At 68.4% G+C, this 21218-nt stretch carries 27 protein-coding genes; 26 read left to right on the top strand and 1 reads right to left on the bottom strand.

Annotated elements, in window-relative coordinates:
* Window positions 1–37: 37 nt before the first annotated feature.
* The 10 genes from CA984_RS03775 to CA984_RS03735 all read left to right on the top strand — a co-directional run bounded on the left by CA984_RS03775 (window position 38) and on the right by CA984_RS03735 (window position 8257).
* On the top strand, window positions 38–742 hold the full coding sequence (locus CA984_RS03775; protein WP_086568108.1) for a hypothetical protein: 705 nt from the start codon (window positions 38–40) through the stop codon (window positions 740–742).
* 118 nt (window positions 743–860) lie between these two features.
* Complete coding sequence (locus tag CA984_RS03770; protein ID WP_133061536.1) at window positions 861–1712, top strand: hypothetical protein; 852 nt, start codon at window positions 861–863, stop codon at window positions 1710–1712.
* Window positions 1713–1830: 118 nt separating this feature from the next.
* The gene (locus tag CA984_RS45295; protein WP_133061535.1) at window positions 1831–2277 is read left to right on the top strand and encodes a hypothetical protein; all 447 of its coding nucleotides are present in this window, start codon (window positions 1831–1833) and stop codon (window positions 2275–2277) included.
* Complete coding sequence (locus tag CA984_RS03765; protein ID WP_242675715.1) at window positions 2258–3529, top strand: PBSX family phage terminase large subunit; 1272 nt, start codon at window positions 2258–2260, stop codon at window positions 3527–3529. The genes CA984_RS45295 and CA984_RS03765 overlap by 20 nt, the downstream gene beginning before the upstream one ends.
* Window positions 3530–3614: 85 nt before the next feature.
* The gene (locus CA984_RS03760; protein WP_108724525.1) at window positions 3615–3833 is read left to right on the top strand and encodes a hypothetical protein; all 219 of its coding nucleotides are present in this window, start codon (window positions 3615–3617) and stop codon (window positions 3831–3833) included.
* On the top strand, window positions 3833–4246 hold the full coding sequence (locus CA984_RS03755) for a hypothetical protein (RefSeq protein ID WP_086568099.1): 414 nt from the start codon (window positions 3833–3835) through the stop codon (window positions 4244–4246). Before CA984_RS03760 ends, CA984_RS03755 begins: the two co-directional genes overlap by 1 nt.
* 13 nt (window positions 4247–4259) lie before the next feature.
* The gene (locus CA984_RS03750; RefSeq protein ID WP_086568096.1) at window positions 4260–5786 is read left to right on the top strand and encodes a phage portal protein; all 1527 of its coding nucleotides are present in this window, start codon (window positions 4260–4262) and stop codon (window positions 5784–5786) included.
* Window positions 5787–5794: 8 nt separating this feature from the next.
* Entirely contained in the window at window positions 5795–5977 is a 183-nt protein-coding gene (locus CA984_RS03745; protein WP_133061534.1) for a hypothetical protein, read from the top strand.
* Between the two features lie 19 nt (window positions 5978–5996).
* The gene (locus CA984_RS03740) at window positions 5997–7946 is read left to right on the top strand and encodes a phage minor capsid protein (RefSeq protein WP_086568091.1); all 1950 of its coding nucleotides are present in this window, start codon (window positions 5997–5999) and stop codon (window positions 7944–7946) included.
* Window positions 7946–8257, top strand: a complete 312-nt coding sequence (locus CA984_RS03735; protein WP_133061533.1) for a hypothetical protein — start codon at window positions 7946–7948, stop codon at window positions 8255–8257. Before CA984_RS03740 ends, CA984_RS03735 begins: the two co-directional genes overlap by 1 nt.
* Here CA984_RS03735 and CA984_RS03730 read toward each other — a convergent pair.
* Window positions 8254–8763 carry a hypothetical protein gene (locus tag CA984_RS03730; RefSeq protein ID WP_086568087.1) on the bottom strand — a complete coding sequence of 170 codons (510 nt, stop codon included), beginning with the start codon at window positions 8761–8763 and terminating at the stop codon, window positions 8254–8256. The genes CA984_RS03735 and CA984_RS03730 overlap by 4 nt on opposite strands.
* Before the next feature lie 108 nt (window positions 8764–8871).
* On the opposite strand from CA984_RS03730, the gene CA984_RS03725 reads away from it, so the two are divergent.
* The 16 genes from CA984_RS03725 to CA984_RS03650 all read left to right on the top strand — a co-directional run bounded on the left by CA984_RS03725 (window position 8872) and on the right by CA984_RS03650 (window position 21212).
* Window positions 8872–9603, top strand: a complete 732-nt coding sequence (locus CA984_RS03725; RefSeq protein ID WP_086568084.1) for a hypothetical protein — start codon at window positions 8872–8874, stop codon at window positions 9601–9603.
* A 19-nt stretch (window positions 9604–9622) separates the two neighbouring features.
* Window positions 9623–10627, top strand: coding sequence for a major capsid protein (locus CA984_RS03720; RefSeq protein WP_086568080.1), 1005 nt, complete (start codon window positions 9623–9625; stop codon window positions 10625–10627).
* Window positions 10628–10641: 14 nt separating this feature from the next.
* Entirely contained in the window at window positions 10642–11226 is a 585-nt protein-coding gene (locus tag CA984_RS03715) for a hypothetical protein (RefSeq protein ID WP_086568077.1), read from the top strand.
* 2 nt (window positions 11227–11228) lie between these two features.
* A complete protein-coding gene (locus tag CA984_RS03710) occupies window positions 11229–11582 on the top strand; it encodes a hypothetical protein (protein WP_086568075.1) in 354 nt (117 codons plus the stop codon).
* A gap of 79 nt (window positions 11583–11661) precedes the next feature.
* Window positions 11662–12060 carry a hypothetical protein gene (locus CA984_RS45855; protein ID WP_086568073.1) on the top strand — a complete coding sequence of 133 codons (399 nt, stop codon included), beginning with the start codon at window positions 11662–11664 and terminating at the stop codon, window positions 12058–12060.
* Window positions 12060–12374 carry a hypothetical protein gene (locus CA984_RS03700; RefSeq protein WP_086568070.1) on the top strand — a complete coding sequence of 105 codons (315 nt, stop codon included), beginning with the start codon at window positions 12060–12062 and terminating at the stop codon, window positions 12372–12374. The genes CA984_RS45855 and CA984_RS03700 overlap by 1 nt, the downstream gene beginning before the upstream one ends.
* Window positions 12375–12384: 10 nt before the next feature.
* Window positions 12385–12735: a hypothetical protein gene (locus CA984_RS03695; protein ID WP_086568067.1), complete on the top strand. Its 351-nt coding sequence runs from the start codon at window positions 12385–12387 to the stop codon at window positions 12733–12735.
* Window positions 12732–13172 carry a minor capsid protein gene (locus CA984_RS03690; protein WP_086568063.1) on the top strand — a complete coding sequence of 147 codons (441 nt, stop codon included), beginning with the start codon at window positions 12732–12734 and terminating at the stop codon, window positions 13170–13172. The genes CA984_RS03695 and CA984_RS03690 overlap by 4 nt, the downstream gene beginning before the upstream one ends.
* Before the next feature lie 11 nt (window positions 13173–13183).
* Window positions 13184–13654 (top strand): phage tail tube protein, encoded by a 471-nt coding sequence (locus tag CA984_RS03685; protein ID WP_133061531.1) that lies wholly within the window; start codon window positions 13184–13186, stop codon window positions 13652–13654.
* 15 nt (window positions 13655–13669) lie between these two features.
* Window positions 13670–14182 carry a DUF7426 family protein gene (locus CA984_RS45850; RefSeq protein WP_165781083.1) on the top strand — a complete coding sequence of 171 codons (513 nt, stop codon included), beginning with the start codon at window positions 13670–13672 and terminating at the stop codon, window positions 14180–14182.
* A 226-nt stretch (window positions 14183–14408) separates the two neighbouring features.
* Window positions 14409–17738: a phage tail tape measure protein gene (locus CA984_RS03675; protein WP_086568059.1), complete on the top strand. Its 3330-nt coding sequence runs from the start codon at window positions 14409–14411 to the stop codon at window positions 17736–17738.
* Window positions 17739–17776: 38 nt separating this feature from the next.
* Window positions 17777–18028, top strand: coding sequence for a hypothetical protein (locus CA984_RS03670; RefSeq protein ID WP_086568057.1), 252 nt, complete (start codon window positions 17777–17779; stop codon window positions 18026–18028).
* On the top strand, window positions 18025–18459 hold the full coding sequence (locus tag CA984_RS03665) for a hypothetical protein (protein ID WP_086568055.1): 435 nt from the start codon (window positions 18025–18027) through the stop codon (window positions 18457–18459). Before CA984_RS03670 ends, CA984_RS03665 begins: the two co-directional genes overlap by 4 nt.
* Entirely contained in the window at window positions 18459–18908 is a 450-nt protein-coding gene (locus CA984_RS03660; protein ID WP_086568053.1) for a hypothetical protein, read from the top strand. Before CA984_RS03665 ends, CA984_RS03660 begins: the two co-directional genes overlap by 1 nt.
* A gap of 9 nt (window positions 18909–18917) precedes the next feature.
* On the top strand, window positions 18918–19427 hold the full coding sequence (locus tag CA984_RS03655; RefSeq protein ID WP_133061530.1) for a hypothetical protein: 510 nt from the start codon (window positions 18918–18920) through the stop codon (window positions 19425–19427).
* Window positions 19428–19436: 9 nt separating this feature from the next.
* Window positions 19437–21212, top strand: coding sequence for a hypothetical protein (locus tag CA984_RS03650; RefSeq protein ID WP_086568049.1), 1776 nt, complete (start codon window positions 19437–19439; stop codon window positions 21210–21212).
* The last annotated feature ends 6 nt before the right edge of the window (window positions 21213–21218 follow it).

Below are 21218 nucleotides of genomic sequence, written 5' to 3'. Positions count from 1 at the left end.
GGATCGCACGACCAGCACGAACGAAGGGAATCGCCTCGTGTTCATAGCCTTCGCCACAACCATTGTCACCGCGAACGAGGAGTACCTCCTCGACGAGGGGCCCGAAGAGCAGATCTCTCGCGCCGTCCAGCGCCTGGAGCACTTCGCCAAGACCACCCCACTCACCGCCGTCCACGGCATGGTTATCGACCTCGCCGGCTTCGGAGAGGCGCCCGTCCACTTCACCAGCCGCGACAACAAGTACCTGTTGATCAGCGAGGTCGCTGCCCAGCTCGGCATGCCGGTCTGGCAGGCGGACGAGTGGGCGCGTCTCCAGTACGGCTACGCCGTGAGGGACCAGCGTGAGCACGATGAGGAGCGCGGAGACGGCCGTCTCGGCTACGAGTGCATGCGCGACTACCTCGACCTTCACTTCTCCTTCGTCCAGGACAACCCGGAGGCCAAGCCCGACGCTGGAGGCCGCCGCTGGTCCGCCTATGGCGACTGGCTGATCAGCAACGATCGGCTCCCGCTGCTCCTCAGCTGCAGCCCGTGGGGCCAGGAGTACATGAACAACACGATGGACGCCTTCGCCCACGGGATGCGGAAGGTGTGGGGCGACAAGCTCAAGGGGCTGACCGCCTACCACGCCGACGGCACCCCGGCGCCGGGCGTCGAGCTGTTCCACAGCGACCTCACCGAAGAGGAAGCGCTGAAGAAGGCCCGCCGCGGCCCGTCCGGCATCCTCTCGCCCGACTCCTGATCCACTCGGGGACGCACGGCCGTCACAGCCGTGCGTCCCTCCTATCAGCGCAGCTCACCGAGAGGGGAACGATTCGTTCCCCCCTCCAGCACAGCCGTACGACTTTCAGGGGGAACCAGTGAGCTCCATGCCGTGCCCGGTCATCTGGTGCGACCGAATGATGCCCGGCTCGGTCCAGGTGTGCGGCGCCTGCTCGGCCGGGCTGGTGCGCGACCTCGCGGACGTGCCCTCCCTCGCCCACCACCTCGACCTCGCCCTGACCCGGCAGACCCGCATGGGCGGCGGCGGCCGTCGCGGAGCCGAGACGCCCATGCCGTGGGACGAGCGGGCGCGGGAAGCCGGATTCATCCTCAAGAGCGCGCTCGTCGGCTGGGCCCGCATGCTCAGCGCCGGCGTGCAGACGCTGCAGGGGCCGCTGTGCGGGCAGGCGTGCGAGCACATGACGTGTGAGTACGCGAGCCTCGGCCGCGGCCCTGCCGATGACATGGCGGCCATCGCCCGGTGGCTGATCTGGCACAGCAAGGCGCTGCTGCGCCGCGAAGCCGCCGCGGAGGCCGTCGAGGAGCTCACCGAAGCCGTACGGCAGGCCCGTAAGGCCGTGGACCGGCCCGCCGACCAGGTCTACGCCGGCCCCTGCGACGAGTGCGGCAGCGACATGTACGCCCGCCCCGACGCGGTGATGGTGGCCTGCCCCGTCTGTGTGGACGACGACGGCCAGCGGCTGCGCTACCGGGTGAAGGACCGGCAGCTGTGGATGCTCGGCGCGGTGGAGGACCTGGAGTTGCCCGCCCCTGACGTCGCCCGTGCGCTGACCACGCTCGTGCGGCCTATCGCCCCCGCCCTGCTGTACACCTGGGTCAGCAGGAAGAAGCTCATCCCCCGCACGACTGACGCCCGCGGCCGAGCCCTGTTCCGGGTCGGGGACGTGCTGGAGCTGATGGATCCCACCAGTGTGCGCAAGGCGAGTTGACCCGACTTGCCGTAATGATCAGTGAGGTGACATGCTGTAGGAGCGTAACCTCGTCACAGTTAGCGAATCAGGCCCCGCCTCAGTGCGGGGCTTTCCGCATTTCCGGGGGTGAGCGCGTGTGCCTGCCCCCATCCCCGACACCACACGCGCCGCGATCCTCAAGGACATCCGCGCTGGTGAGAAGTCGAGAGGACAGATCGCCCGCGATCACGAAGTAAGCACCACGACCGTCAGCAAGATCGCCGCAGACGCCGGAATCGACTCGCCCTTCTCCCGGGAGAAAACCCAAAAAGCGACCGAAGCTCGCGTCATCGACAACAAGGCTCGACGCACACAACTCGCCTCCGGATCACTCGAAGCCGCTGAAGAGGCCCTCGCGGAAATCCGCAAGACGCTCCCCGGCTCCGCTCTACGCGACCTCGCCATCACCTATGGCGTCCTCATCGACAAGCATGTCGCCATCGAGAAGCACGACTCTGGTTCCGGCGCTGAGCAGGCCGTCAGCCTCTTGGGCGCCATGTTCGCCGACATGCAAGGGCGCCACGGTGACACCCCGACTGAGTGACCTGCAAGAGCGCTCGATCGCCCACAGCACGGCGCGCATCAACATTTGGTCCGGCGCCGTACGGTCCGGCAAGACGATCTCCTCCCTGCTGCGCTGGTTGATGTATGTCGCCCAAGCCCCCCGCGGCGGTGCGCTCGTCATCAGCGGCAAGACGTTGGACACGGTGGCTCGCAACGTGCTGGGCCCGCTGCAGGATCCGGCCTTGTTCGGCGACGTCGCCCGCCACGTTCACTACACGCGCGGCGCGTCCACGGCCACGATTCTCGGCCGCCAGATCGAGGTCATCACCGCCAACGACGCCCGCGCCGAAGGCCGCCTCCGAGGGTTGACCGCGGCCGGCGCCTACGTCGACGAGCTCACCCTGTTGCCGGAGTCCTTCTTCGCCCAGCTGCTGGCCCGCCTGTCCGTACCTGGGGCGAAGGTGTTCGCGACGACGAACCCCGATGGGCCGGCCCACTGGGCGCGTAAGAAGTTCATCCTTCGCGCTGGCGAACTCGACCTACGGCACTGGCACTTCACGCTCGACGACAACCCCGCTCTTGATCCTGCCTATGTCGCCTCGCTCAAGCAGGAGTACGTGGGGCTCTGGTATCGGCGGTTCATCCTCGGCGACTGGTGCTTGGCCGAGGGTGCCGTGTTCGACATGTTCGACGAGGCCCGCCACGTCGTCGACGAGCTGCCTGCGATTGACCGCTGGTTCAGCGTGGGCATCGACTACGGAACGGTGAATGCTTTCGCTGGGCTGGCGATCGGCTTGGGCGAGGATCGGCGCCTGCATGTCGTCTCCGAGTACCGGTACGACTCGAAGCTGGCTCGCCGGCAGCTCACCGACGGCGAGTACTCGCTGAACCTTCGGAGCTGGCTCGCCGGGATCCGCCGGCCGGGTGAGCAGGGCCGCGCGCTCGGCATCACACCGGAACGCATCTACGTTGACCCCTCGGCTGCGTCGTTCATGACGCAGCTCTGGCGCGACCAGGTGCCCAACGTCTCGGCCGCCGATAACTCGGTGCTCGACGGCATCCGCACGGTGTCCACGCTGCTGGGCGCCGACCAGCTCCGCATCCACCGATCCTGCGAGGGTCTGCTCGCCGAGCTGCCCAGCTACTCATGGGACGACAAGGCGGCCGAGCGCGGCGAGGACAAGCCCATCAAGGTCGACGACCACAGCACAGACGCGTTGCGGTACGGCGTGCATTCCTCAGCATGGATGTGGCGTCCGCTCATCCGCCCAGCGCTCCGACTGGCCGCGTGAGCGCCGCTCTAGCAGCACTAGCTTGCGGGAATCTCCATTCCCGGTAGTTGTTAAATCCCGATCTTCAACCCCTCTGGAGTTCCTCGTGCTTTCTGCCGGACGCAGCGCCTCGACCTACCGGATCGTCAGCTACTTCGAATTCGAGCACCTGCCCCCGAAGCTGCAGGCGGCCAGTAAGCCGTGCCACGACCTCGCCCACGAGATGATCGAGCAGCTGCCCGACGGCCCGGAGCTCACTGCCGGTCTGCGGAAGCTGTTGGAGGCGAAGGACTGCTTCGTCCGTGCCGCGCTGGACAAGCCCTGATGGCCGCGCGTACCGCCAAGCTGCACCTCACCCCCGGCTTCCTCGGCTCCACCGTCGAGGTCGACGGCCAGAAGCTCACCGGCATCCGGGCCCTCGACCTTCACACCGCCGTCAACGAGCTCCCCACGATCACCCTCGACCTCATCATCCGAGAGGTCGACGTCGACGGCGAGGCCATCGTCACCGTGCCCGACAAGACCCACGCCGCGTTGGTCGCGCTCGGCTGGACACCGCCCGCCGAGCCCGCGCCGGGTGAACCTGCCGAGATTGCGACGCTCCCCGTCGAGGTAGGGCCCCGCCAGTGCTGCCCATACGGCGGCCACGCGGTCAACGACATGTGCCGTCACGCTGACGGCCGTCCCGTCCTCTTGTCCGAAGCCGCCGAGATCCGGGCGCGCTACCCGCTCGACTGAGAGGACGTGCACGATGCCGCTGCCGAGCGGCGGCACCTGGCCGCCCCCCAACCTCACCGACATCTACACCGACTACGACGAAGCAGACGCCTGGTACGCCGGCGACAAGACCCGTCTCGCCGACCTGTACGGCACCCGCCTCGTCCGCGGCCGCGACCGCCAGGAGTACGTCCAACACCTCTGGGCGCAGACCCGGGATCTCACCCGGCACGAGACCCGCCTGCACATCCCCCTCGCCGGCGACATCGCCGCCACCTCGGCCGACCTCATGTTCAGCGAGCCGCCCACGTTCACCGTGGACGACCCGGCGACGCAGGACCGGCTGGACGAGATCCTCGAAGAGGGCGGCGTCCACATGCGCCTGCTGGAGGCCGCCGAGGTCGACTCCGCGCTCGGCGACGTCTACCTGAAACTCGCCTGGGACCAGGACGTGGCGAAGCGGCCGATCCTGGCCGTCGAGCACGGCGACGCCGCCATCCCGGTCTTCCGGTGGGGTCGCCTGACCGAGGTCACGTTCTGGCGCGAGCTGGAGCGCTCCGGTGAGCAGGTCGTCCGGCTGCTGGAGCACCACGAGTCTGGCTACATCTCCTACGCGGTGTTCGAGGGCACGAGCACGCACCTCGGCCAGCAGCTGCCGCTCGACGACCGGCTCGACACCGCGCACCTCGCCTCTGTGGTCGACGCAGACGGTAGGCAGGCAACCGGCATCCCGCTGCTCACCGCCACCCACGTCCCCAACATGCGGCCCAATCGCAAGCACCGCGGCCAGCCGTACGGGCGCTCGGACTACGCCTCCCCCTGCTTCGATCTGTTCGACGCGCTCGACACCACGTGGACATCGTGGATGCGGGACATCCGGCTCGCCCGCGCCCGCCTCATCGTCCCCTCCGGCTACCTGCAGAACCTGGGCCCCGGGAACGGTGCCGCGTTCGACGCCGACCGCGAGGTCTGGCAAGAGCTCACCATGGACCCGACACAGGGCGGCGGCATCACGCTCAACCAGTTCTCCATCCGCGTCGCCGAGCACCAGCAGACCATGCAGGCCATCATCGAGCAGGCCGTACGGAGCGCCGGCTACTCCGCCCAGTCCTTCGGGCTCGCGGGGGAAGCCGCGGCCACTGCGACCGAGGTGACCGCGCGGGAGCGCCGATCGATGATCACACGGGACCGGAAAGCGCAGTACTGGAAGCCCGCGCTGCGCCGCATCACCGAGGCCATGCTCGCCCTCGACAAGGCCCTCGGCTGGTCCAACGCACTCCCCGAGGTGCCGGCCATCGAGTTCGGGGCGGCCGTCTCCCAGGACGCCGAGAGCGTGGCCCGCACCATCCAAATGCTGTCCGACGCCATGGCGGCCAGCACCGACACCAAGGTCCGTATGGCGCATCCCGACTGGGATGACCCACAGGTGGCCGAGGAGGTCGCGAAGATCAAGGCGGATCAGCCGGCCCCGGTGATGGACCCGTTCGCGCTGCCCGGCGAGATGACCGGCGAGGACCCGGAGGCCGAGCAGCAGGACGGCCCACCCGCGCGTGAGGAATGATGGCGGGCATGAGCGACGAATGGACCTTAGGTTGGGCGATCCTGCTCATGGTTGCTGTGTTCATGAGCGGCGCGATCCATGTCCTCGAAACCCGATCGGCGCTTCGTTACTCGTTCGTCCGTGCGGGCACGCTGGTCGGGTCAATTGCCGCGTGCTGGCTAATCCTGCGCCTTCTCCAAGTGCCCATGTAGTACGCGTGAGGAGGTCCCCGTGGCTGTCGACCAGGATCTCCTCGACCAGATCGCCGGCACCGTCGCCGACCTCTACCGGTCGGTCGAGGCCAGCCTGATCACGGTCGTCGCCGACGAGCTCAAGAAGGACTTGATCGCGCCCACAGCCGAGGTCAAGTTGGATGCCATCCGACGGCTCCGCGCTGCCGCGGTGGCCGTCCACGACCGCCTCCAGAAGACCAAGAGCGCGGTCGTCCGCGAGGCCATCCGGCAGGCCTACCGGGACGGCTACGGCTCCGCCCTGACCGGCCTGCCCGTCAGCAAGGCCGTTCGCGACGACGCCCGACAGGCCATGGGCCAGGTGCCCGGCGCGGCCGTCATCGAGAACATCGCCGCCGCCCTGCACCGCGACCTCGGCAGGGTTGAAGGCAACATCTTGCGAGCCCCCATGGACGCCTACCGGGCCGTGCAGGCGGCCACCGCCGCCCGCATCGCCACCGGCACAGCCACCCGGCGGCAGGCGTCTCAGGCTGCGTGGCAGCGCCTCATGGACCAGGGGATCGTCAGCTTCACGGACCGGGCCGGGCGGCAGTGGCGCCTGTCCTCCTACACGGAGATGATCGGCCGCACCAACGCCGCCCGCGCCGCCATCCAAGGCCAGATGGACCGGCTCGCTTCGATCGGCATCGACCTGGTGTACGTCTCCGACAACACGCAGGAGTGCAGGAGGTGCCGGCCGTACGAGTCCAAGGTGCTCAGGCGGAACAGCGGACCGATCGGCAAGATCCGGATGGAGCACGCCACGCAGGACGGTGAACAGGTCACCGTCGACGTCCTCGACACCCTCGACGGCGCCCGCGCGAAGGGGTTCCAGCACCCGAACTGCCGCCACTCCGTCAGCGCCTACCTCCCGGGCGTGACCAAGCTCAAGAAGGACACCGCCGACCCCGAAGGCGACGTCGCACGGCAGAAGCAGCGCGCCCTCGAGCGGAAGATCCGGAAGGAGAAGGAGAGCGCCCTCGCCGCGCTCACCCCGGAGGCGAAGAAGGCCGCGAACGCCCGCGTCCGTGCCGCCCAGGCCAACCTGCGCGACCACCTCGCCAAGCACCCGAAGCTCAAGCGGCTCAGCTACCGGGAGCAGATCGGCGCCGGCAACCACCCGGGCCCCGGCGGGCCGAAGGGCGGACCGGTCGGCGACATGCAGCCGCCCACCCCTACCCCTACGCCCGACGCCGGGCCCGCGGCGAAGAAGGCCGAGGCCAAGGCCCGTGCCCTCGCACAGGCCAAGAAGAAGGCCGAGGCCCAAAAGTTCGGCGGCATGCGCAAGGCGTTGCGTCACCGCACCAACGCCGACGGTGTGAAGTGGGCCAACACCAAGCACCCCACACCCAACCTCACCCCCGACGAGCAGAGCGCGCTACGGGGTTACACCGGCATCGCCCATGACATGGTCAACAAGGCCCTACGCGGCGGCGTCCTACCTACGACCTCGCGCGACCTGGCGAACTACAACCGGATCGTCAAGGGCCTGGAAACCGCGTTCGACAAAGCGGAACTGCCCGAAGACGTCATTCTGCACCGCGGTGTCGGCGAGATGTTCGCTCGGTTCCTGGGGGCCGACCTCAGACGACCTGAGACGATGGCTGATCTGGTCGGCAAGGAATTCGCTGAGCAGGGCTACATGTCCACATCGGTCGGCCGCAACGCCGCGTTCAACGGCGAGATCTACCTCATGATCAAAGCGCCGAAGGGCACCAAGGCGCTGAACGTGATGGATTTCTCGCAGTACGGTGAAGAAGAACGCGAAATGCTCCTCGACCGTGGCATGCGGTATGTGGTTCACGCCGCCTACGAGCGGAACAACAAATGGTTCATGGAACTTGAGATCGTCCCCGACGACTGGACCAAGCCCACGGGCTGGAAGCCGGACCCGGTCGGTGATGTAGACGACGGATACGCTGGCGGGTTCGCGAAGGAGGACGGCGAGTGATGGCGGAGGCATATGGGCGGTGGGCCGATGACCCACGCCCAGCCGAGGTGAACGCTCCGGCCGGCTACTCCTCCGCTCCGCAGGGCCCGGTGCGCCGGGCCGAGCTCCACCAAGGCGGCGTCCTGTTGGGCCACGTGTGGACCGACGACCGCCAGGCGGCCGGGTTCCTGCCCGCCGAGCAAGCCGGGCCCGCCGGGGTGCGCGCGGCCGGAGCCGTGTGGACCATCCTCCAGGCCTGCTACGAGGCGGGCATGGAGGCCGAGGACCTGATCGACCCGGACCTCTTCGAGGGCTTCGAACTGCGCGTCTAGCGGCACCAACCGCCGTCCTCGATCAGCTTCACGATGGCCCGCGCGTCCGCCGTGTCGATGTCGGCCACCCCGTCGAACCGTAGCTGTGTCCGCTTGATCACATCATTGCGGTCTTCACCGTTCAAGAGGTCCGAGCAGCTGTTCCGGGCCCGGTCGATGGACCTCGCCCGATCTAGCTCCCGGTCGATCTGACGCAGCCCGTACAGCAGGTCTTCCGTCTGCTGCGCGTCGGGCTTCGGGATCTTCGACACGGCGGCCGGCGTAGCCACGGCTTGCTCATCGCCGCCTGTGACTTTCACCTCCCCGCCCCCGTCTACGAGCTTCAGCAGCCCGCCGAGCGCGGCCAGCACAACGATCAGCCCGATGACGATGGCGATGGCCGCGCCCTTCCCACCCTTCTTTGGAGGCGGCGGAGGCTGCTGCCAGCCGGGCGGCGGCCCTGGCTGCGTGTACTGCTGCGTCGGCTGACCGTACGGCCCCTGCTGAGGCTGCTGCGGAGGGTGCATCCGCGCACGATACGACGCAACCACGACTTTCCAGCCCGGATCACCTGGGATGGATGCCCGAAACGCTGGCCAGGCGCCAGCCGTAACCCCACGCCCCAGGAGGGCACCATGCCGCACCCCCTGCCGACCGCGCCCGGAGCGCTCCTCGGCTACCGCAAGACCGGCCAGCCCATCTACCTCCAGGCCGGCGGGTCCGGCGACGGAGACGCGGGCGATGGCACCCAGCAGGACAGCCAGGACACCGGCCAGCAGTCCCCGGCCACCCAAGGGCAGCAGGGCAGCAGCCAGGACGGTCAGCACGGCAGCGAGGGCGACGTCGCCTCACTGCCCGACTTCGCCCAGAAGCTCATCCGCGACCTGCGCACCGAGGCGGCCAGCAGCCGCACCAACGCCAAGACTCAGGCCGCCGAGCAGGCGAGGCAGGACCTCGCCCAGCAGATCGGCAAGGCCCTCGGCCTCGTCAAGGACGGCGACCAGCCCGCCGACCCTGCCCAGCTCGCCCAGCAGATCGGCGATCTGTCCGGCCAGAACAAGTCGCTCACGGTCGAGCTCGCCGTCTACAAGGCCGCGGCCAAGGTCGGAGCGGACGCCGGGAAGCTCACCGACTCCCGGGCGTTCCTCGCCCAGCTCGACAAGCTCGACCCGACCGCCGACGGCTTCGACGCCAAGCTGCGCGACGCCATCAAGAAGGCGGTCGAGGACAACCCGCAGTACCGCACGGACGGCCAGGCGCCGGCCCCGCGTGGCGGCTCCGAACCCCCCGGCAGGCCCGGGACGGCAGGCAAGGCCGCCAACCTGACCGACGCCATCACCGCGAAGCTCGCCAAGAGCAGCGGCTGACCATCCGGAGGAACATCCCATGCCCGTTTCCCTCGCCCAGGCGAAGCTCAACACCACCGACGACGTCGATCTGCAGGTCATCGACGAGTTCCAGAAGTCATCCTTCCTGCTCGACGCGCTCACTTTCGACGACGTCGTCTCCGGCGCTGGCAACGGCGCCACCCTCACCTACGCCTACCAGCGGCTCATCACCCAGCCCACCGCAGCGTTCCGTGCGATCAACTCGGAGTACACGCCCGCCGAGGTGACGAAGCAGCGCTACTCGGTGGACCTCAAGCCGCTCGGTGGGTCCTTCCAGATCGACAGGGTGCTGGACAGGATGGCGGCCGGCGCCGAGACCGCACTCCAGATGTCGCAGAAGATCAAGGCGGCGAACGCGTTCTTCTCCGACCAGGTGATCAACGGCGACAGCGCGGTGACCACCGACGGCTTCGACGGCCTCAGCAAGATCCTCACTGGCACGTCGACCGAGTACCTACCTCTGTCCAACGGTGTGACCACCGGCTACATCGACATGACCACCATCGACACCAAGGCGGAGGCCTTGGCGTTCATGGCGCACATCGACTCCTGGCTCGCCCTCATGGACGGCACCCCGGACGCCATCTTCGGCAACCGGAAGACCCTCGCCCTGTTCAAGTACGCGGCGGCCTGGTCGGAGATGATCGACAAGACGACCGACTCGTTCGGCCGGCCGGTGCAGGCGTACAACGGGATCAGGCTCATCGACCTGGGCGCCAAGGCCGGATCGAACACCGCGGTCATCGACCTGGTCACCCGGGACGCCGACGCCGGCGGCGCGGGCGGCAACATCACCGGCCTCGGCGACCTGTACGCGGCGAGGTTCGGCCTGGACGGCTTCCACGGCGTGTCCATGGCGGGCCGCCCCTTGGTGCAGACCTGGCTGCCGGACTTCACCCGCGCGGGCGCTGTGAAGACAGGCGAAGTCGAATTGGGTCCGGTGGCGCCGGTGCTCAAGGCGACCAAGGCCGCGGCCGTGTTCAGGAACCTCAAGAGCGCCTGATCGGAGGCAGACTCATGGCACGGATCACCGCCCCCGTGAAGGACTACAACGGCACCATCGGCGACGTCCAGTTCCGCGACGGCGTCGCCGAGACCGACAACGCCGCCGTCATCAACTACTGCCGGGGCGCCGGATACGACGTCGACGGCGAGACCACCGAGCAGCCGGACGGCCCGACCCCGGTCGACTCCCGCGACGTCGAGCGCGTCCAGGCAGGCACCCGCCTCCGGGACGCGGCCGTCAACCCGCAGCCGGGCGACTTCCTGCCGCCGACCAACGCCGGCCAGGCCGACCCGCATGGGCCGGCCGTCGTCGCCCCCGGCGTACACGCGGACGGCCCCGCGCCGATCGTCCCCGGCCCCGTGCCGAGCGATCCGGCCGCCCAGCAGGAGCGGGAGACCGAGGTTGCGCAGCGCGTCCTGGTAGACGGGGAGCCCGCCACGGCGGTTGCCCAGGACCGGCCGCCGCAGTCCGCTCCGAAGGCTGCCTGGGTCGACTGGGCTGTCTCCCAGGGCATGGACCGCGAGCAGGCCGCGGATCTCACCAAGGCCGAGCTCATCGACCTGCACGGCCGCGCCGCGGCCGACGAGGAGGAGTAACCATGGCGCGAGTCGCTACCACCCCCGTCGCCGCCTCTACCACCGGCGCCATCTGCACGCCGGCCGCGTTCACCGCGGACGGCATCTCGGTGCCGAACGACGGCCGGACCGCGGTCGTCGTCAACAACGGCGCCGTCGGCTCGGTGAACATCACCACCCAGTTCGGTGACCGCGCCCAGGTCGATGGGGTCGTCCCCGCCGACCGGGTCAAGGCCGTCGCACCCGCCACCTCCCAGGTGTTCGGGCCGTGGGGTTCGGAGTACGACCAGGGCGGCGCGGACGGCCGCGTCGTCTTCCTGGACGTCTCCGCGCCCGCCTCCGTCACCTACTCGGTCATCCGAGTCACCCCTAAGTAGCGGGGGCCCATGATCGCGCGGGTGGGCGGCTCGGAGGGGGACCGCCCGCCCGCGTACAACCACGCAGAGGGAGGCAGCGATGGCGCATGCAACCGCCGAGGACTACGAGGACTACACCGGCACCACCGCGCCAGCCGGGATCGGCCTCATGCTCACCCGGGCGTCCCGCGTCGTCAACGGCGCCCTCATCTCCGCGATCTACACCACCGACGACGACGGCATGGCTACTGACCCGCGGGTCCTGGCCGCGCTGCGCGACGCCACGATCGAGCAGACCGCCGCGTGGATCGTGGGCGGTGAGGACGGCACCGGAGCGGCACCCGTCTACGACAACGTGAGCATCGGCTCTGTCACTCTCGGCGGCCGGACCGGCGGCACAGCCGGGAGTGCGGGCACAGCGGACGGCCTGGCATCGCAGGCCCGACAGGTCCTCGCCCAGGCGGGTCTGCTCGGCCACGCGCCGCGGACGTACTGCTGATGGGCGTCCTCCCCGCGTGGCTGCTCGTCCACCAGGTGCTCGTCGAGCCCGCTGAGGGTGAGGGCCCGTTCGGCCCGGAGTACGGCGACGCCGTGACCGTGCGCTGCTTCGTCGACGAGAAACGGCGACTCGTCCGCGACGCCGAAGGCTCCGAGGTCGTCTCCGAGACCACCGTCTACATGCCGCTCGACACCGCCTGCCCGACCGGCTCCCGCGTCACCGCCAATGGCCGCACGACGACTGTGATCACTTCGTCCCGGCGCGACGGCGGCGGCCTGCCGGTGCCGGATCACCTTGAAGTCGCGCTCCAGTAGGGAGGCCTCGATGGCGCAACGCTCGGAGCTGAAACTCGACCTCGGCAAGCTCGACAAGGGCGTGCACGAGGCCGCAGTGAAGGGCCTACAGGTCGCCATGGAGCACCTGCTCCAGGTGTCCCGCGAGCAGGTCCCGCACGAAGAGGGGACGCTGGAGCGGTCCGGCACGCCGAGCGTGGATCCTGCAACCCTGACCGGCGCCGTCTCCTACGACACGCCCTACGCCGTACGGCAGCACGAGGAGCTCAATCTCCAGCACGATGAGGGCCGCAAGGCGAAGTACCTGGAGGACCCGTTCGACTCCGAGCAGCAGACGATGCAGGAACTCATCGCTGCGGAGATTCGGCGGGCCCTGCGGTGAGCGACTGGACCACCGACCTCCTCACCGCCCTGGCCGAGCAGCTGCACAACGCGGGCGCCGGAGTGTGGCGCCCGGCCGGCCCGTCGTACACCGCGTCAGAGACGGCCATCGTGCTCGGCCGCCTGCCCACCGCGCCGGACCGGGCCATCGCGCTTCAGCCGTACGGCGTCGACCAGGACGGCGACGACCCCGTCAACACCGACGGCACGCTCGGCGTGCAGTTCCGCATGCGCGGCACCCCAGACATTCGCGTGCTCAACGGCATCGCCGAGGACGTGTTCGACGCCCTCCAGGGCCTCAAGCTCCCGGCCGTCGGCGTGCTCCTCATGACCCGCCGCATCCAGGCCCCCATGGGCTCGGACGGCAACGGCCGGTGGGAGCGCGCCGACTCCTACCGCCTCCTCACACACCACCCGACCACGCACCGCCCCGGATAGGGAGATCACCAATGGGAACTCGTTCCATGCTCGCGAGCGCGTGGGCGCTCGACGTCAACACCGGGACCACCGCGTCGCCGGTGTGGACACCCTTCAAGGGCATGTCTTCCTTCAAGGAGACGATCGACTCCACCCTCGAAGACGACAGCGACTTCGACAGCGACGGCTGGGGCAGCGACGAGACGACCCAGCGCAAATGGAAGCTCGAAACCGAGGGCAAGCGAAAGCGCGACGCCGACAACGACGCGACCTTCATTCCCGACCCTGGCCAGCAGTTCGTCCTGGAGGCCGGTAACGCGGTCGGGGTCGGCTCCGACATCGAAATCCGCTACTACCGGCGCGACGGAGCCCCCGACGCCTGGCAGGGCCGCGTCAACGTCCAGTACGGCGGAGGCGGTGGCGGCGTGACCGCGCTGGAGCCGTTCAACGTGACGTTCGGCGGCAAGGGCAAGCGCACCGCCATCACCAACCCCGCAGCGTAGAAAGGTCCCCCCTCCATGCCTCGATTCCCTGAACTCGACGCCAGCCTCGGCGAGACGCTGGACCTGCCCGTCCCCCTCCCGGTCGGCGGGGTCATGACCTACAGCGTCCTCCCCTTGGACGCCGACACCTGGACCCGTCTCGCGAGCCGGTTCACCGGCATCAAGGACAAGGCGCTGGCCGCCCAGGACGACGATGAGGAGGTCGCGGACGACAAGTCCGAGGCCGCCCTCTACCGGCAGTCGCTCGGATCGGTCTACGACGACCTCGTCAGCGACGGCGCCACCTGGAAGCAGATCAGGGCGTGCGGATTGACCGCGCTCACCTGGCACATCCACGGCACCGAGGCCGCCATGGAGATCTGGGCGCGGGGTGGCATCCCAAAACCACGATCGACCTCGACGAGCGACGAGACGGAGACTCCGGCGGAGGGCCGATCGACCCCGAGACCGGGCTCCGCGAGTGGTACAACCCGGAGCCGGAAGGCCCCGGCATCACCTGGGAAGACCTCTTCTCCCGCTGGTCGCTGATCGAAGCCGATCTGCACCAGGTCTACGGGGTCGACCTGGAGCAGCCGGGCCTCCTGAAGGCCCGTACCGGCCGGTGGCTGCGCGTGCGCGTCCTCGGCCTGCTCGCTGATCCGAAGACCCGCATCTTCCGCGTGCTGCGCGCTGAACGTGAACCAGACGCCCCGGCCGCCACCGACGTGAGCGACTTCGACGACTACGGCTGACCCGTGAGAGGGGTGATCCTCTCGTGGCGCTCACTGTCGGCGAGCTCGTCGCCTACGCCCAGCTCGACAAGAGCGACTTCACCAGCGGCACCCGGGCCATCGGCTCGGACCTGACCCGCCTGCAGTCCTCGACCTCCTCCTCCATGGCCAGCATGGAGAGCACGGTCACCAAGAGCCTCGCGGAGATCGAGCGCAGCATCGCCGACGGCCTCGACCCTGCCGAGGCGATCCGCGACCTCGACCGGCTGGAGGCCGCCCTCGACGCCGGCCTGGACGAGATGCTGGCCGAGGCCGACGCCTTCGCGGCTGAGCTGGACGCCGCGATCGACGAGGCGTTCGACCGGCTCGACGACGACGCCCAGCAGGCCGGCCAGCGCGCCGGTGACGAGCTCGTTGACGGCCTCCGCGCCGGAGTGCGGGACGCCGAGCGGGTCGCCCGGGAGTCCGGCGAGGACGCCGGGCGCGGTCTCGGCGACGGGGTCGAGGAGACCGGGCGTGGCCGCATGTCCGGCGTCGGCGACACCCTCATGACCGGCCTGAAGGGGCTCGGCTGGGCGGCCGCGGGCGCGGCGATCGGCGCCGCCCTCATGTCCGGCCTGGAATCCGCCATGGACGCAGAGTCAGCCAAGGCCAAGCTGTATGCCCAACTCGGCACGACCGGCGCGGAGTCGGAGAAGCTCGGCCAGGCGGCGGGTGAGTTGTACGCGCAGGCCTATGGCGACTCGGTCGGCGAGGTCGCCGAAGCCCTGTCTGCGGTCGGCTCAACCCTCGTCGACCTGGACATGACCAACACCGCCACTTTGCAGAGCATGGGCGCCAAAGCCCTGGACGTGGCGAAGATCTTCGACCTCGACGTCAACAACGCCGTGGCCTCCGTCGGAATCCTGCTCAAGACGGGGCTTGCCAAGGACAGTACCGAGGCCTTCGACCTCATCACGACTGGCCTGCAGCGGGTCCCGGCCGCAGTCCGGGAGGACCTTCTCGAAGCCTCCGACGAGTACTCCGTGTTCTTCCAGAGCTTGGGCATCTCCGGCCGGGAGGGGTTCGGCATCCTGGCCGAGGCGGCCAAGGGCGGCAAGATTCAGCTCGATAAGGCCGGCGACGCCCTGAAGGAATTCCGGATCCGCTCGGTCGACATGTCCGACGGCTCGGTCAAGGCCTATAAGGCGCTCGGCCTCAACGCCGAGGACATGGCGAAGAAGATCCTGGCCGGCGGACCTGCAGCGAAGACCGCTTTCCAGCAGATCCTCGACGGCATCCTCTCAATCGACGATCCGGTCAAGAAGGAACAGGTCGCGGTCGCTCTGTTCGGCACCCAGTTCGAGGACCTCGGCAACATCGACGCCTTGGCCGCCCTGCGCCCGATGACCAACTCCCTCGGGGACGTCGGCGGGGCGGCTCAGCGCGCGGGCGACCAGCTGCATGACACGGCCGCCAACAAGATCGAGGAGTTCAAGCGCGGCCTGGAGACCGGCGTCGTCAACGTCATCGGCGGCTCGGTCCTGCCCGCCCTGGAGAGCCTTGGGAATGGCTTCCAGCTGAGCGGCGCCCTGGAGACAGTGCAGGAGTGGGCGGGCCAGCTCGGCGAGATCTGGGACTCCGTCGTCGCTGACGTCACTGAGTGGGTGTCGGCGAACCAGGAGACCATCGACGGGTGGAGGACGAAACTCGAAGAGGGTTTCAGTTCGGTGAAGGAAATCGTCACCGAAGTCCTGACGACGCTCGGCGAATTGTGGGATGAATACGGCGACACCATCATCACTAGCGTTACCTTTCTGGTTGACACCTTCCTGAATATCTGGAATGCCTTTTGGGGAATCGTCTCCGGCCTATTCAAAACCATTAAAGGCATCCTGACTGGCGATTTCGATGAAATGAAAGACGGGCTCCTTAAAATCTGGGACAGCCTGTGGGGGCTGGCCGAGGACACCGTGACCACGGGCCTCAACGCCATCGCCGGTTTCATGGGCACCACCTGGGAGCAGCTGAAGAGTGATGCGTCAGCGGCCTGGGATCGGCTCGTCGCCGCCGTCACATCCAAGGTCTCCGAGCTGATCGCGGACGTGAAGGCACTCCCCGGCAAGATCAAGGCCGTTTTCGCGAACGCCGGTACCTGGCTGCTCCAAATTGGCATGGATCTGATCCAGGGTCTGATCAATGGCGTAAAGGCGAAAGCCCAGGAAGTCGTTAACACGGTTTCCGGCATCGCTAAATCCATGATCGATACCGCGAAAAGGGTAATCGACTCCAACTCGCCATCGAAGGAATTTGAGAAAATCGGGAAGTGGACGGTACAGGGTCTGGTAATCGGCCTTACCAAGGAAGAGGGGAGCGTCAAGTCGACCGTCGAGAAGATGGTCGAGACCATCAAGACCGCGTTCAAGAGTCAGCCCGACGTCGCCGAAGGCTTGATCGACTTCGTCCGCACCGGCAACCGGAATCTGGAGTCGCTCGCCCTGCAGCGGGAGGCGCTGGTCGAGAAGCTCGCGGCGGCCAAGGAGTACGCGAAGAAGGTCGCCGGCACCGCCGAGGAGTGGGCGTCCATCACCGGCTTGAAGGCCGAAGACATCGGCGGCGCTGGTGATATGGCGTCTGAGCTGAAGAACAAGGCGTCTGCGATCAACGAATTCGCCAACAACATTCAGACGCTGGCGAAGCGCGGCCTGAACAAGAAGATCATTCAGGACATCATCGACGCTGGAGTCGAGAAGGGTGCGAGCTTCGCGGAGATGCTGGTCGGCTCGGACGGCTCGGAGATCAAGGCGCTTAACAAGGCTCAGGCCGCCGTAGACAAGGCCTCCAAGAAGTTGGGCAAGGCCAGCGCGGACGCCATGTTCGACACCGGCAAAAAGGCTGGTGAGGGCTACCTGAAGGGGCTCGAAGAGTCCCTGAAGGATCTCGACAAGCAGATGAAGAAGATCGTCGATGCCCTAGTGAAGGCGATCAAGAAAGAGCTGAAAATCAAGTCTCCGTCGCAGGTCATGGCCGAGATCGGCGTCTTCACCATGGCCGGCCTGATCGAGGGCGTCCAATCCATGGAGTCCTCCACCATCGGCGCCATGACCGGACTCGTCGGCCGGGCCGTGTCCGCCACCTCGGATGCGGCGATCGGCAGTATCGGCAAGGCCGCATCCACCGTCGCCAAGCAGACGATCAACACCGCAGGCGGCAGCGTCACGGGTGGCGGTGGGATCCCGGCCCCGCCCGGCGGCTGGGGCGGCACCCCACCTCCGGCAGGATCCCAGGGCGGCGTGACCGTCACCATGCACGACACCGTGATCCGCGAGGAAGCCGACGTCGCCAAGGTAGGCGCCCAGTTCGGGTTCGAATACTCCCTCCGCGGCGCCGTCTGACCCTTCACCCCCGTCACCTCACGAGAGGCGGTATCGCCATGCCCTTGCAGGGCTACACGCCCGCGGACCTGGCCAGGCTGCGGTCTGTCCAGACCAACCAGGGCCACACCACGCCGATGGTCCGGGATCGGCGGGTGGGCCTGCAGGTGGTGCGCGTCGTCCGCCGGGCTACCGACTCCGGCGCGATCGTCACCACCCGAGAGCACTACCACCACCGGGGCGACCACAAGGACGTCCACATCCAGGCCCCGCACATCCGCGGGTTCGGCACCATCGGGAGGCAGGCGTGAGAGCACGCGGGAAGGCGCGCCGCGAGCTGGAGATGCTCGCAGCGCTGGAGGTCGAGCAGGACCGCCTGGACGACGCCAAGCAGGCCGCGGCCGAGGACCCGTCGCCGGAGAACCTCACGGCCAAACGCCGTGAGATGGCGTCGATGGCGGAGACCCGATCCTGGCTGCGCGCGGTCGCCCGCATCGCCCAGGCCGAGCGCGAGCTGGTCGAGTACGCGACCGCGACCGACCTGAGGAAGGTGGCCAAGCGGGAGGCGGCGGAGGCCGACATTGAGCGGCTGCGGCGTGACTTCGGGCCGCTGATCGCCGCCATGGAGCAGCTGGCCGGCGCCGCGCCTGCGAATCCGGCCGAGCAGCTGCCGCCCGGCTCCGCCACCGTCACTCCCCGGCCCGTCCGCGGGCGTACCCGGTTCGGAAAGGACGGCGCCTGATGGCCTGGACGGCTTCCGGCTTCTTCGTCGCCACGCACATCGACCAGTGGGACGACACCGCCCTCAGCGTGGACCTGACGAGCGAGGTGGACCTGAAGGCCGCCTTCTACGGGTCTTCGGTGACACCCGACTTCGGTGCGGCTGCTCCGGCATACAACGCCGGCGTGTGGGCGTCCGGCCAGTCATCCGGAGCCGGCTACACCGCGGGCGGCATCGCCGTCACCGGCACCACCCTCGCCATCGCCAGCGGGTCGATGAAGTTCGACGCCGACAACTTCAGCATCCCGAACAGCACCATCACAGCCGAGGGCTACCTGCTGTACGACGACAGCACCCAGGACCGCGCTGTCCTGGCCGTCTGGTTCGGCGGGCCGGAGTCCACACAGGACGGCACGTTCCTGGTCACCCATGACGCGGCCGGGATCGCCGCCCTCGATCTCACCCCGTAGGAGGCGGCGATGCCCACCGTCAAGCAACTACTCCTCCCAGAGGAGTCTGTCGGCCCCGCCACAGTGTTCGCGCCGGTGGACATCATCCAGGGCACGAGTTTTCCCATGCCCCGGTTGTTGTTCGACGCGGGCGCCGACGAGGCCCGGATGTGGAAGACCTCAGCGGTCAGCTACGGGTCCGGGGCGTGGACGATCGAGGTCATCTGGTACGCGGTCAACGCCACCTCCGGCGTGGTCCGGTGGGAGATCGCGGTGGCCGCGGTCACCCCCGAAACCGACAGCCAGGACATCGAGACGAAGGCGTTCGCGACTGCGGTGACGGTCGACGACACCCACCTCGGCACGACGTCCAAACGCCTGCACAAGGCCACGTTCACCGTGTCCGGCGCCAACTTGGACGGCGTCGCGGCCGACGACGACGTCCGTATCCGGCTGCGCCGCATCGGCTCCAACGTTGCCGACACCCTGGCCAACGACGCCGCGGTGACCGAGGTCCGGCTCAGCTACAGCGACTCATAGGAGGAACCTGTGGCGGTCCGCTTCGCAGCTGACGGACAGGACTACACGCGGACGCTCGGCCTCGCGTCAACCAGCCAGTACAGCTTCTCCTTGTGGGTGCGGCTGGCGGCTGACCGCAACGCCTTCTCCGCGGCGCTGACCCTCAACGACGGCGTCTCCTTCGGCTCCGAGGTGTTCTTGGAGACCGACGCCGACGGCACGACGATGGCGCTCTACTCCGGGGGCGTGAAGGGCGCACGGTCGCTGACGGTCGGCACCTGGTACTACTTCGGCGTCAGCGTCAACGGCACCAACGGCACCATGGTCAGCCGATCCTTGGCAGACACCTCGTTCGCAGTCACCACCTGGACCAACGGCGGCGCCGCGATGGCGTTGAACGGGTTGATCCTGGGCGAGTCCAGAAACGGCGGTGAGTGGCTCAACGGCGACCTGGCCGCGGTCAAGCTGTGGACCGGCGTCACGTTGACGCAGGCCGAGCTGGAGGCCGAGGCGGGGGCCTACGTCCCGCAGCGCACCGCCGGCTTGAAGGCGTGGTATCCGCTCACCCAGGCCGAGACCGCCGACCATTCCGGGCAGGGACAGACTCTGTCCGGCGGTGCGGGCGCGACCACGGTGGACGGGCCGAACATCCCATGGCGGCAGGGCCGCCGCCGGGTGATCCTGCCGCAGGGGTTCGGCGCGTCGGTGACCCCGGCCCCCGTGCAGGGCGTCGCGTCCATCCCGACCCCGGCCATCTCCTTGGGCACACGCGTCCAGCCCGGGATTGTTCAGGGCAGCACGACCATTCCCATGCCGGACGTGTTCGTCGGATCGTCGCCGCCGACGAACGTGCAGCCCACGCTCGTCACGGGTGCCGCGTCCATCCCGACGCCGACCATCACCACCGTCCGAAACGTCACCATCGCGCCGGTGCCGCTGATCGGCCGCGCGATCATCCTCGAGCCCAACGTGTCGGTGCCGATCGCCGCCGGCGACGATCTCACCGGCCCCGGCCAGCTGTCCTACAACGGCTTCAAGATGGGCTCCGGCACCCGGTACTCCTGGCAGATGCTCACCGGCTGGTGGGTTGACATGCCCGCTCTGGACAACGGCGACATGCCCGACCCCAGCGCCCACGGATCCATGCCCGGGCAGAAGCTTTCCGGGCCGCGCATCATCACCTACGAGTCGCTCATCAAAGCGCCGAAAGACGAGATCGAGCAGGCCGCGCTTGATTTCCTGGCCGGGCTCCCCGTCCCGGACGCCGACGAGCAGCTGCCCCTGGCCGTTCAAGTGCTCGACCAGATCCTCATCGGTTACGGGGCCTGCACCCAGCGGGCCGCGCCGATCGACAAGCGCACCCGGCTGGGACACATCAAGGCGGTCGCCCAGTTCACGCTCGCCCGTCCCGAGCTCTACAGCCGCGAGCTGCTCAGCGCGACCATAAGCGACGGCGGGATCGTTGAGGTGTTCAACGCCGGCAACACCCGAACCAAGCCGCTCATCCGCTGTCCCGGCCCGGCGATCGGGCCCGAGCTGGTCGTTGAACGCATCCTGCCTGATGGGTCCACAGACCTGCGCGTGCTGGAGTTCAACCTCACCATCGCGGCCGGCGAAACGCTCATCATCGATCCCGCCTTCGGAAACGCGACGATCGGCGAGGTCAACAAGCGGCGCTTCCGTACCGGCGCATCCGTCGGCATACCTGACTTCGTGCTCGGCCCCGGCGTCTCGGAGGTCTCCTACTTCACGTTCGCCGGCGGCGCCCCACCGGCCACCGTCTTGTGGCGGCACGCCCACCTGTAACCATCA

This window comes from Streptosporangium minutum (assembly GCF_002149035.1).
GTDB lineage: Bacteria > Actinomycetota > Actinomycetes > Streptosporangiales > Streptosporangiaceae > Streptosporangium > Streptosporangium minutum.
Note: the sequence above shows the minus strand (reverse complement) of the source record. Positions and strands in the feature narration are given on the sequence as shown.